Below are 12,165 nucleotides of genomic sequence, written 5' to 3' on the forward strand. Positions count from 1 at the left end.
ATGTCCCTGCCCGCCTTCGTGCCCGCCCTGGCCGTGACGCTGCTGCTGTCGTGGGGCAGCCTGTTCTACGCCTTCACCGTGCTCGCCCCGCCGCTGCAGGCCGACCTGCAGGCCGCCGGCCCGGCGGTGATGGGAGCCTATTCGGCCGGGCTGCTGGTGTGGGCGCTGGCCACCGGCGCGATCGGCCTCGTGCTGCAGCGCTGGGGCGGGCGCGTGGTGATGGGCGCGGGTTCGCTGCTGGCCGGCCTCGGCTTCGTCTTGTTGTCGATGGCCGGGTCGCTGCCGGCGCTGTACGCGGCGTGGGCCGTGCTCGGCCTGTCGATGGCCCTGACCCTGTACGAGCCGGCGTTCGCCATCGTCGTGCAGGCCGGCACCGCCGACCGGCGCCGCGTGATCACCGCGCTGACGCTGGCCGGCGGCCTCGCGAGCACGCTGTTCTGGCCGCTGACCAGCGCGCTGGTGCAGCGCATCGGCTGGCGCGACACCGCGCTGGCCTACGGACTGATGCACCTGCTGCTCTGTGCGCCGCTGCACGCGGCGCTGCTGCCGGCCCGGCACCGCGGGGCACGCGATGGCGCGCCGGGCCGGCCGACCACGGCGGCCGCGCTGGGGGGTGCCCCGCGCCGCGCGCTGCTGCTGCTGGGCGCCTGCTTCGTCGCCAACGGGCTGCTCACCGCGGCGCTGGCCGCGCACATGCTGCCGCTGCTGCAGTCGCGCGGCCTCGGCAGCGGCACCGCGATCGTGCTGGCGAGCTGCATCGGGCCGATGCAGGTGGCCGGCCGGCTGCTGGAGCTCATCGCCGGCCACCGGCTCGATGCACGCCGGATGGGCCTCGCGACCTTGGCGCTGATCGTGCTGGCGCTCGGCGCGCTGGCGCTGGCGCCGGGCTGGGCGCCGCTGTGCGGCGTGTTCGTCGTCGCCTACGGCGCCGGCCTCGGGTTGATGACCATCGTGCGCGCGACCGCGCCGCTGGCGCTCTTCGGCGCCGAGCGCTACGCGCTGCTCAGCGGCACGCTCGGCATGCCGGCGCTGCTGGCGCGCGCGGCCGGCCCGATCGGCGCCAGCTGGCTGCTCGAAGGCCGCGGCGGCTTCGGCACGCTGCTGGGGGCGCTGCTGGTGCTGGCGGCGTTCGGCGCCTGGAGCTTCGCGCGCGCCTGGGCCGTCGCGCCGCCGGCCGGTGCCGCCGGCGGTCCGCATGCCTGACGATGGCGCCGGCGCGCACGCCGCGCTAGCCTTGCGGCCGCCATGCCCTACGACGCGACGCTGACCGCCCTCTTCCAGCCGGAGCGCGCCGAGTCGCCGCTGCTGGACGGTCCGGCGCCGCAGGAGATCGCGCTGGCCACCGAGGCCGCACGGCTGGCCTACTACCGCTGGGATGAACGCCCCACCGAGCGGCAGCGGCTGCAGGAGGCGCTGGCCCGCGCCGGCTTCGACGGCCTGCAGTGCTTCGAGCACGAGGCGACCGATGGCCAGGGCTTCGGCGCACTGCGCGCAGCGGACGGGCTGGTGCTGCTGGCCTTTCGCGGCACGCAGGTCGACCGCCGCCGCGACCTCGTCATCGACGCGCGCAGCTGGCTGGTCGGCTGGTCGCTCGACCGCGGCGGCGACGCGCAGCGCATCGGCCGCGTGCACGCCGGCTTCGCCGCAACCTCGCTCGGCCTGTGGGCGGCGGTGAAGCCCTGGCTGGCGCAGGTGGCGCCGCAGCGCCGGCGCCTGCTGGTCTGCGGCCACAGCCTCGGCGGCGCGATCGCCACGCTGCTGGCGCTGCCGTCCGGTGCCGACCGGCTCGTGAGCATCGGCTCGCCGCGCGTCGGCGACGCGGCCTTCGTCGCGCGGCTGCTGGCGCAGGTGCCCGACGTGCAGCGCTTCGTCGACTGCTGCGACCTCGTCGCGCGCGTTCCGCCGCCGCTGCGCTTCCGGCATGCCGGCGCGCGGCGCTACATCGACCGCCACGGCCTCGAGCGACCCGGCATCGGTTCCCTGGCCGTCTTCGCCGATCGCACCGCGGCGCGGCTGGACTACCTGTGGCACCACGCCTGGCGCCGCGGCAACGTGCCGGTGCGCATGCTGGCCGACCATGCGCCGCACAACTACCGGCGCGCGCTGTGGCCGGAGGGGACGCCGCCCACCTGACGTCGCGGGACGGCGGCGGGAAGGGCCTACGCCCTGGCCCTCATCTTGCATGGATGCTTGCATACAAGACCTCCATGCAATGAATCGACGCACCACGCCCCAGGATGGGGACCCGGCGCACCACGCCGAGTCGCTGCGCAGCCCGGACGCGATCGCCGACCGCATCGTCGACGCGATCCTCGCCGGCCGCCTGGCCGCCGGCGAGCGCCTGGGCGAGCAGTCGCTGGCCGACCTGTTCGGCGTCAGCCGCACGCTGGTGCGCGAGGCCTTGAGCCGCCTCTCGGCGCGCGGCATGGTGCAGGTGCGGCCGCGCCGCGGCTGGTTCGTCATCGAGCCTTCGGCGGCCGAGGCCAAGAGCGCGTTCGATGCCCGGCTGGCGATCGAGACCGGCCTGGTGCAGATGCTGCCCGCACCGCTGCAGCGGCCGGCGATCGAGCGGCTGCAGCGCCACGTCGCCGACGAGCAGCGCGCGATCCGCGATGGCGACGCCGCGCGCCGCAGCTACCTGCTCGGTGAATTCCATGTCTGCCTGGCCGACTGCGCGGGCAACCCGCTGCTGGCCGAGATCCTGAAGGACCTCACCGCGCGCACGACGCTGATCGCCGCGCTCTACCAGTCCGGCACCGACGCCGCGCGCTCCTGCGCCGAGCATGCGCAGATCGTCGCCGCGCTGGAAGCCGGCGACCACGCCGCCGCGGCCGGCCTGCTGCGCGAGCACCTGGCGCTGATCGCGCGCGAGCTCGTCGAGCCGCCGCGCGCGGACGACCCGCTGCAGCGCCTGCGCGCCGCGCTGCAGCCGCAGCGCCGGCTGTTTTCCGACCTGATCGATCCCTCCCAGGCGCCCGACGCCTCCGCCTGATCCCACATCCCGAGCCCGACCTCGACCCCGACCCTTCCCCTCACCGACACCGCCACCCTGGAGAAACCGCCATGAACCGCCGCCTTGCCACCACCTTCGGCCTTGCCCTCGCCGCGGCCGCGCTGCTCGCCCCGCTGGGCGCGCAGGCGCAGACCGCGCTCGACGACATCGTCGCGAAGAAGACCATCCAGATCGCCGTGCCGACCGACTTCCCGCCCTACGGCTTCGTCGGCATCGACCTGAAGCCGCAGGGGCTGGACGTGGACATGGCCAACCTGATCGCCGCCAAGCTCGGCGTGAAGGCCGAGCTGGTGCCGGTGACCAGCGCCAACCGCATCCCCTACCTGCAGACGAAGAAGGCGCACCTCGTGATCTCCACGCTCGGCAAGAACCCCGAGCGCGAGAAGGTCATCGACTTCAGTGCCGCCTACTCGCCCTTCTTCCAGGCGGTGTTCGCCTCGAAGACGCTGCCGCTGAAGAGCTTCGCCGAGCTCGCCGGCAAGACAGTGGGCGTCACCCGCGGCGCGATCGAGGACATGGAGCTCACCAAGCTCGCGCCCGCGGGCGCCGACATCAAGCGCTTCGAGGACAACAACGCCACCGTGTCGGCCTTCGTCTCGGGCCAGGTGCAGGTGATCGCCACCGGCGCGTCGGTGGCCGGCAACATGATGCAGCGCAATCCGCAGCTCAATGCCGAATACAAGCTGCTGATCAAGGACTCGCCCAACTTCATCGGCATCGCCAAGGGCGAGGACAAGCTGCGCGCGAAGGTCAACGAGGTCATCGCCGCCGCGAAGGCCGCCGGCGAGCTCGACGCGCTGGCGAAGAAGTGGCTCGGCCGCCCGGCCGGCGAGCTGCCGAACTGAGCCGCGGCGCAGGGCTCGACATGGTGATTCTCGACTTCGGCGCGGTGCTCGCCGAGTGGCCGCTGCTTTTGAAGGGTATCGGCGTCACCGCGGCGCTGACCGCGGTGTCGGCCGCGCTCGGCATGGCGCTGGGCATCGCCTGCGCCTGGGGCCGCAGCGAGGGGCCGGCGTGGCTGCGCGCGATCGTCGGCGCCTACGTCGAGCTGATCCGCAACACGCCCTTCATCGTGCAGCTGTTCTTCCTGTTCTTCGGACTGCCCAGCCTCGGCGTGAAGCTGACGCCGGAGCTCGCATCGGCGCTGGCGATGGTGATCAACCTCGGCGCCTACGCGGCCGAGATCGTGCGCGCCGGCATCGCCGCGACGCCGCGCGGCCAGGTCGAGGCCGCCCTGAGCCTCGCGTTGACGCGCACGCAGGTGTTCACCCGCGTCGTGCTGCCGCCGGCGCTCAAGCGCGTATGGCCGGCGGTGACCAGCCAGATCATCATCGTGATGCTCGGCTCCGCGGTGTGCGGGCAGATCGCGACGCAGGAGCTGTCCTATGCCGCGAACCTGATCCACAGCCGCAACTTCCGCGCCTTCGAGGCCACCCTCGTCGCCACCGCCGCCTACCTGGCGCTGGCCATCGCGCTGCGCCAGCTGCTGCACTGGGCCGGCCCGCGCTTCGTGTTCGGACGCTGAGCCCGGAGAACCGCCATGGTCGACTTCAGCCTCTGGGACATTGTGCGCAACCTGCTGCTCGCGGCGCGCTGGACGATCGTCCTGTCCGTCATCGCCTTCGTCGGCGGCGGCCTCGTGGCCTTAAGCCTGCTCGGCGCGCGGCTGGCGCGGTGGCCCGGCGCCGATCGCCTCGTCGGCGGCTACGTGCAGCTGTTCCAGGGCACGCCGCTGCTGATGCAGCTGTTCCTCGCCTACTTCGGCCTCGCGCTGCTCGGGCTGGAGGTCTCGGCCTGGACCGCCGCGGCGCTGGCGCTGACGCTGTACGCCAGCGCCTTCCTCACCGAGATCTGGCGCGGCTGCGTCGCGGCGATCCCGAAGGGGCAATGGGAAGCCGCGGCCAGCCTCGCGCTCAGCCTGCCCGAGCAGCTGCGCCACGTGATCGGCCCGCAGGCGCTGCGCATCGCGCTGCCGCCGACGGTGGGCTTCCTGGTGCAGGTGATCAAGGGCACTGCGCTGGCGTCGGTGATCGGCTTCATCGAGCTCACGAAGGCCGGCACGATGATCACCAACGCCACCTTCCGCCCGTTCACCGTCTACGCGTGCGTCGCGCTGCTGTACTTCGTCCTCTGCTACCCGATCTCGGCCTGGAGCCGGGGCATGGAAAGAAAGCTGCACCATGGCTGATCCCATCGTGAACATCCAGGCGCTGCGCAAGCGCTTCGGCGCCAACGAGGTGCTCAAGGGCATCGACCTGGCGGTCCAGCGCGGCGAGGTCATCGCCATCATCGGCAAGAGCGGCTCGGGCAAGAGCACGCTGCTTCGCTGCATCAACGGGCTGGAGACCTTCGACGACGGCGCACTGACCGTCGACGGCCAGCCGCTGAAGCACGGCGATGCGACCGCGATGCGCGCGCTGCGCCAGCACGTGGGCATGATCTTCCAGAGCTTCAACCTCTTCCCGCACCTCGACGTCGGCCGCAACATCATGCTGGCGCCCTCGCTGGTGAAGGCGCGGCGCGGGGCCGAGGCCGAGGCGCGCGCCCGCGCGCTGCTCGAGCGCGTGGGCCTGGCCGACAAGTTCGCGGCCTACCCCGATCAGCTCTCCGGCGGCCAGCAGCAGCGCGTGGCGATCGCGCGCGCGCTGGCGATGGAGCCGGCGGTGCTGCTGTGCGACGAGATCACCTCGGCGCTCGACCCCGAGCTGGTCGGCGAAGTGCTGAAGGTCGTCGAGCGCCTGGCCGACGACGGCATGACCTTGCTGATGGTCACGCACGAGATGAACTTCGCGCGCCGCGTCGCCGACCGCGTGGTCTTCATGCACGCCGGCCGCATCCACGAGATCGGTGCGCCGGAGGCGCTGTTCGGGGCGCCGCAGACGCCGGAGCTGAAGAGCTTCCTGTCGGCGCTGCACTGACGCCTGCCGGCCGCTGCCGCGCGCCGGCGCCGCTCAGTCCTGCCCGTCGATCACGAGGTCCGCCGGCGCCAGGCCGGCGGCATGGTGCCGATGCGCGGCCGCGCACGCCGCCTCGAAGCTGCGTGCGAAACGCCGCGGATCGAAGAGCCGGCTCGCCGGCAACGCCGCGGCCAGCCGGGCGCGCAGCGCCTGCAGCCGCGCCGGATCGGTGGCCAGCGCCACCGCGGCGGCTTCGTAGTCCGCCACCGAGGCCGTCACCAGCTCGGGCAGCCCGACGGCGTGCAGCAGGCTGGCGCCCATGCGGCTGGCCAGGCTCTCGCCGCGCCGCGTCAATACCGGCACGCCGGCGCGCAGCGCATCGCTGGCGGTCGCGCCGGCGTTGTACGGGAAGGTGTCGAGGAACAGGTCGGCCAGCGCCAGCCGCGCACGGTGCTCTGCCAGCGGCACGCGCGCGGCCGGCACCAGCCGGTGCGGATCGATGCCGGCGGCCTCGGCCGCGGCGCGCAGGCGCGGCAGCGCCGAGGCGCGGTCGAGGTAGATCCACAGCACGCTGCCGGGCACCTGCCCGAGCACCCGCAGCCAGCCGGCGAACACGGCCGGCGTCAGCTTGTGGTTGCTGTTGAACGACGCGAAGACGAAGCCCTCAGCCGGCAGGCCGACTTGGACGCGATCGATCGGCAGCCCGGCTGGCGCCAGCACGTCGTTGCACTGGAAGCACGGCAGCGTGATCAGCCGCTCGGCCAGGTGCGGCCGCGTGGTGGGCGACGCCATCGCCGCATCAGTGACCAGGTAGTCGATGAAGGGTGCACCCAGCGTGCCCGGGTAGCCGAGGTAGCTCGCCTGCACCGGCGCACAGCGCGCGGCGAACAGGCCCAGGCGCTGGCCGCGGGTGCAGCCGTTGAGGTCGATCGCCACGTCCAGCCGCTGCGCGCGCACCGCCGCGATGGCCTCGTCGTCGGCCAGCGGGCCCAGGTCGACGAAGCGGTCGACCGCCTGCACGACGCGCCGGCGCCAGGGATCGTCGCGCCGCGGCCCGAGCCCGAAGGCCAGCACCTCGACTTGCTGCCGGTCGTGCGCCTCGAGCACGGCCGCGAGCAGGTGGCTCACCGGGTGGTCGCCGAAGTCGGACGAGAAGTAGCCGATGCGCAGCCGCCCGCCGGCCGCCTCACGCGCCTGCGGCAGCGGCGGCGCCGGCCGCACCGCCAGGCGCGCCGACCAGGCCTGCGCGGCCCGCCGCTGCAATGCCGGGTTGTCGAACAGCGCCAGCAGCACGAACGGCGAGCCGGCATACCGGTCCTCGCGCACCTGCGCGGCCAGGCGGGTGCAGCGCTCGGCCAGCTGCGACCAGTCGCAGAGCTCGAGCTGCGTCAGCAGCGCCAGCTCGAGCGCGCGGCCATGCCCGGGCGACAGCGCCAGCGCGGTGTCGTAGCTCGCCAGCGCCTCGTCGAAGCGGCCCAGCTCGCGCAGCGTATTGCCGCGGTTGGCGTGCAGGTCGGCCTGGCCCGGCGCGCGTGCGATGGCCTGGTCGATGCTGTGCAGCGCGTCGGCCGGGCGGCCCAGCGCCTTCAGCGCGACGCTGCGGTCGGTCCACGCATCGGGCCGCTGCGGATCGAGCGCCAGCGCCCGCTCGTAGGCGGCCAGCGCGTCGTCGTCGCGGCCCAGCGCCTGCAGCAGCTGCGCCAGCTGCACCTGCGCATCGGCGCGCCGCGGCTGCAGCGCGGCCAGCCGGGTGAAGCTGTCGAGCGCCTCGCGCAGGCGGCCGAGCCGGCGCAGCGCGACGCCCCGGTTGTTCAGCGCTTCGGCGAAGGCCGGTTGCAGGGCCAGCGCGGCGTCGTAGCGCGTTATCGCCTCGTCCAGCCGGCCCAGCACGCGCAGCGCGTTGCCCCAGTTGAACAGCGCGCCGGCATGGCGGGGATCGGCCTGCAGCGCGGCCTCGAAGCAGGCCAGCGCCGCCTGCGGGCGCCGCAGCGTCTCGTGCAGCAGCAGGCCGCGGTTGTTGTGCGCGCCGGCATGGCGCGGCGCGAGCACGATCGCGCGGTCCAGCAGCGCCAGCGCCTCGTCGGGCCGCTGCAGGCGCCGCAGCGCGGCCGCGGCATGCACGAGGATGTCCGGCTGCGCCGGTTCGAGCGCCAGCGAAGCCTCGAACTGCCGCCAGGCCTCGTCGAAGGCCGCTTCCTGAAAGTGCAGCTGCCCGAGCAGGTTCGCCAAGGGCACGCTGCGCGGATGGCGGGCCTGCAGCGCCTGGTACAGCGCGCGCGCTTCGCCGAGGCGGCCCGCGCGGTGCAGCGCACGCGCGCGGTCGAAGCGCTCCTCGTCCTCGCGCTGCAAGGGGCTCGGCGCCTCGGACGCGGCGGGGGCGGAAGGACTCGGGGCCATCGGGCGGCCATTGTCGGCGACGGGGGCTCGGCGACGGTCCCCGCGTGACATGCGACCGCTCCACCGCCGGCTTTACCTTTCGCAGCCTTTTGCGGCGCTCGCCAATGGCCCGGCGGCACGGCGCCGGCCCGTAGCATGCGCCGACGGAGTGTTCGCATGCGTCTGGCCAGAATCGCGACCGCCAGGGTCGCCCTGTTCCTCTTCACCGCCCTGTGCTCGTTGGCGACCGTCGCGGCCGAGCACAACCCGGCGCGCCGCGCGCCGGGCGCCGCCGAGCAGGCCGCGGCCGATGCCCGCGCCGATGCGCTCGAAGGTCCGCGGGTGATCGTCAAGCTGCGCCCCGCGTCCACCGCGATGCGGGCGCTCGGTGCGGCGCCGCGGCGCCCGCCCGGACCGCAGGCCGCGGCCACGCTGTCGCTGCGCACCGGCCTGGCGTTGACCGACGGCCGCGTGATCGATGCGCGCATGCAGGCGCTGCGCGGGGCGCCCGGCCTCAGCTCCGCCGCGCTGGCCGCCCGGCTGGCCGCCGATCCCGACGTCGAGTACGCGGTGCCGGACCGGCGCCGCTTCCCGCTCGCGCTGCCGAACGATCCGCTCTTCGCCGCGCAGCCGTCGATCTCGCCGGCGGCCGGCCAGTGGTACCTGCAGGCGCCCGATGCGACGCTGGTCTCGGCGATCAACGCGGTGGGCGCGTGGCAGTACAGCACCGGCTCGCCGTCCATCGTCGTCGCCGACATCGACACCGGCGTGCTGCCGTGGCATCCCGACCTCGCCGGCAAGCTGCTGCCGGGCTACGACTTCATCAGCAGCCTCAGCATGGCGCGCGACGGCAATACGCGCGACGACGATCCGGCCGATCCCGGCGACTGGGTCGCGCAGGACGACTGCGGCCCCGGCTCGGGGGCCGATTCGAGCAGCTGGCACGGCACGCAGACCTCGGCGCTGATCGGCGCGCTGACCGACAACGGCATCGGCATGGCCTCCGTCGGCCGCGACGTGATGCTGCTGCCGGTGCGCGTGCTCGGCAAGTGCGGCGGCCGCGACTCGGACATCATCGCCGGCATGCTGTGGGCCGCCGGCCTGTCGAACGAGCCGAAAGCCAATCCCCATCCGGCGCGCGTGCTGAACCTGAGCCTCGGCTCGTACGGCTTCTGCGATCCGGCATATGCCGACGCGGTCAGCCGGATCACCGCGGCGGGCGTGGTGGTGGTCGCCGCGGCTGGCAACGACGAGGGCCTGGCCGTCGGCGCACCGGCCAACTGCCCCGGCGCGATCGCCGTCGCGGGGGTGCGGCATGCGGGCACCAAGGTCGGCTTCTCGAGCATGGGGCCGCAGGTGGCCATCGCCGCCCCGGCCGGCAACTGCGTGAACCCGGACGGGCCCTGCCTGTACCCGATCCTCACCGCCACCAATGCCGGCACGACGGTGCCGACGACCCACGGCTACAGCGATGGCGTGCACTTCTCGGTCGGCACGAGCTTCGCCGCGCCGCTGGTCTCGGGCACCGCGGCGCTGATCCTGTCGGTCAACCCGTCGCTGTCGCCGGCCCAGGTGCGTACGCTGCTGCAGCACCGCGCCCGCCCGTTCCCGACCACCAGCGACGACGACAGCGTGGCGCAGTGCAAGGCGCCGGGCGGCGTGCCGCAGGGCGAATGCCTGTGCACGACGAGCACCTGCGGCGCGGGCCTGCTCGATGCCGGGGGCGCGGTGGCCGCGGCGTCCGGCAGCACCGGCCCGATCGCCGCCATCGACGCGTCGGCGACGACGGTGCTCTACGGCAATGCGATGACGCTCGACGCCGGTGCGTCGGTGGTCGGCGGCGGCCGCCGCATCGCCGCCTACCAGTGGGCGATCACCAGCGGCTCGGACGTCGTGCGCATCGACGGCGCGGGCACCGAAGGGCGCATCCGCCTGGTCACGATCGGACTCGGCAGCGCGACGATCCGCCTGACGATCACCGACGACCTCGGCCAGCAGGCCACCAGCAGCGTCGCGCTGACGGTGAAGCCGCCGCCGGGCCCCACCGCGCGGATCCAGGCGCTCACCGGCACGGTGTCGCCCGGCAGCACGATGACGCTCGACGGCAGCGGCTCCATCGCGGCGACCAACCTGACGATCACCGCCTACAAGTGGGAGATCGTGCTCGGCGCCACGCGCGCCTCGATCGTCGGCAGCGCCACCTCGCCGAGCGTCGCGATCGTCACCTCGGGCGCCGGCAGCGCCACCTTCACGGTCAAGCTCACCGTCACCGACACGCTGGGGCGCCAGGCCAACGCCACCCGGCCGCTGGCCATCAGCACGTCCGGGCCGACCGCCAGCTTCAGCCCGGCGACGGCCGCCGCGGCGATCGGCGACACGCTGCGCTTCGACAGCACCTCGACCGCGCAGAGCGGGCGCAGCATCCGCAGCCAGCAGTGGGCGCTGCTCGACGGCAATGGCGGCGTCGCGGCCATCAGCGGCGGCACGACCGATGCCGCCCTCTTCGTGAAAGCGCTCGCCGCCGGCAGCTTCACGCTGCAGCTGACGGTGATCGACAGCGGCAACATCGCCGCGACCCAGCGCGCGAGCTTCACGGTGCGCGGGCGCGACGCCGACCGCGTCTTCGACTGGGCCGAATCGCTGTACCCGCAGTGGTTCCCGAAGCCCGGCAGCGCCGGCACGCAGGCGCCGTACAGCTACCGCTACTACGCGTCGACCGGTGTCTACCTGGGCACGGCGAACGGCCGCGTCGTGGTGCACGACGGGCGCGACTGGAACATGCTGGACGTCGGCGCGCTGGCGGACTTCCTGCAGCAGGCGGCCGCCGCCGGCTTCTGAGGATTCCTATCGATCGAAGGACGCGGCCGGCGCGTGCCGCGCCGCGTGCGTCGACAATGCGCCGATGCTGCATGCCCGCCAACTCTGGGTCCTCGCGCTGCTGACCCTGTTCTGGGGCCTGAACTGGCCGATCATGAAGCTCGCGGTCGGCGAGATGGCGCCGCTGACCTTCCGCGCGCTGTCGCTGCTGCTCGGCCTGCCCTGCCTCGCGCTCGGGCTCGTGCTGCTGAAGGTGCCGTTCACGCTGCCGCGGCGCGACTGGGCGGCCGCGGCGACGCTGTCGGTCACCAACATGATGGTCTGGCACGTGCTGCTGATCCTGGCGCTGCCGCACGTCAGCTCGGGCCGCGCCGCGATCCTCGGCTACACGATGCCGGTGTTCGCCGCGCTGTGGGGCCGCACGCTGTACGGCGAGCGGCTGACGTCGCGGCAGCTCGCCGGCATCGCCGCCGCGGCCGGCGCGGTGCTGCTGCTGCTGTGGCACGAGCTCGGCCGCCTGGGCGGGGCGCCGCTGGCGGCCTGCGCCATCCTGTTCGCCGCGGGGGTGTGGGGGCTGGGCACGCAGCAGCTGCGCCGCGCCACCCTCTCGGCCGCGACGCTGACCTTGTCGTTCTGGATGACCGCGGCCACCACGGGGGTGCTGTGCGCGCTGGCGCTGGCCTTCGAGGCGCCGCGCTGGCGCTGGCCGCCGGGCGACGCCGCGCTGTGGGCCATCGTCTACAACGGGGCGCTGGTGTTCGGCTACTGCCACGCGGCGTGGTTCTACCTCGCGCGCACGCTGAGCCCGGTGGCCTCGTCGACCAGCGTGATGCTGATCCCGGTGCTGGGCATCGGCTCGGGCGCGCTGTGGCTGGGCGAAGCGCTGCACTGGCAGGACGGCGCGGCCGTCGTGCTGATCCTGGCGGCGATCGGGCTGGTGCTGCTGCCCGGCCGGGCTCATCGGAATTTCCGATGAGGGCATAGAAATCGAATCCGTTGGCGCCGGCGTCCCCCCGGCCTTACAACTCGCGGCAGCCCTCCCCGAAGTCATCGAGGTGCACG

General features: G+C 73.8%; 10 protein-coding genes. 9 read left to right on the forward strand and 1 reads right to left on the reverse strand.

Annotated elements, in window-relative coordinates; all coding sequences use genetic code 11:
* From P1K89_RS22125 to P1K89_RS22155, 7 genes are all read left to right on the forward strand, one after another.
* A complete protein-coding gene (locus tag P1K89_RS22125; protein WP_284618899.1) occupies positions 1-1,203 on the forward strand; it encodes an MFS transporter in 1,203 nt (400 codons plus the stop codon).
* Positions 1,204-1,245: 42 nt separating this feature from the next.
* Positions 1,246-2,133 (forward strand): lipase family protein, encoded by an 888-nt coding sequence (locus P1K89_RS22130; protein WP_284618696.1) that lies wholly within the window; start codon positions 1,246-1,248, stop codon positions 2,131-2,133.
* A gap of 79 nt (positions 2,134-2,212) precedes the next feature.
* Complete coding sequence (locus P1K89_RS22135) at positions 2,213-2,992, forward strand: GntR family transcriptional regulator (protein ID WP_284618697.1); 780 nt, start codon at positions 2,213-2,215, stop codon at positions 2,990-2,992.
* Positions 2,993-3,063: 71 nt separating this feature from the next.
* Entirely contained in the window at positions 3,064-3,858 is a 795-nt protein-coding gene (locus tag P1K89_RS22140; protein WP_284618698.1) for a transporter substrate-binding domain-containing protein, read from the forward strand.
* A 20-nt stretch (positions 3,859-3,878) separates the two neighbouring features.
* Entirely contained in the window at positions 3,879-4,538 is a 660-nt protein-coding gene (locus tag P1K89_RS22145) for an amino acid ABC transporter permease (protein WP_284618699.1), read from the forward strand.
* A 15-nt stretch (positions 4,539-4,553) separates the two neighbouring features.
* Complete coding sequence (locus tag P1K89_RS22150; RefSeq protein WP_284618700.1) at positions 4,554-5,201, forward strand: amino acid ABC transporter permease; 648 nt, start codon at positions 4,554-4,556, stop codon at positions 5,199-5,201.
* A complete protein-coding gene (locus tag P1K89_RS22155; protein ID WP_284618701.1) occupies positions 5,194-5,931 on the forward strand; it encodes an amino acid ABC transporter ATP-binding protein in 738 nt (245 codons plus the stop codon). The genes P1K89_RS22150 and P1K89_RS22155 overlap by 8 nt, the downstream gene beginning before the upstream one ends.
* A gap of 33 nt (positions 5,932-5,964) precedes the next feature.
* Here the strand turns inward: P1K89_RS22155 and P1K89_RS22160 are convergent, their stop codons facing one another.
* A complete protein-coding gene (locus P1K89_RS22160) occupies positions 5,965-8,307 on the reverse strand; it encodes a tetratricopeptide repeat protein (protein WP_284618702.1) in 2,343 nt (780 codons plus the stop codon).
* A gap of 156 nt (positions 8,308-8,463) precedes the next feature.
* On the opposite strand from P1K89_RS22160, the gene P1K89_RS22165 reads away from it, so the two are divergent.
* Positions 8,464-11,124 carry a S8 family peptidase gene (locus P1K89_RS22165; protein WP_284618703.1) on the forward strand — a complete coding sequence of 887 codons (2,661 nt, stop codon included), beginning with the start codon at positions 8,464-8,466 and terminating at the stop codon, positions 11,122-11,124.
* Between the two features lie 64 nt (positions 11,125-11,188).
* Positions 11,189-12,079, forward strand: a complete 891-nt coding sequence (locus P1K89_RS22170) for a DMT family transporter (RefSeq protein WP_284618704.1) — start codon at positions 11,189-11,191, stop codon at positions 12,077-12,079.
* Positions 12,080-12,165 lie beyond the last annotated feature (86 nt).

This window comes from Aquabacterium humicola (genome assembly GCF_030167915.1).
GTDB lineage: Bacteria > Pseudomonadota > Gammaproteobacteria > Burkholderiales > Burkholderiaceae_C > Pseudaquabacterium > Pseudaquabacterium humicola.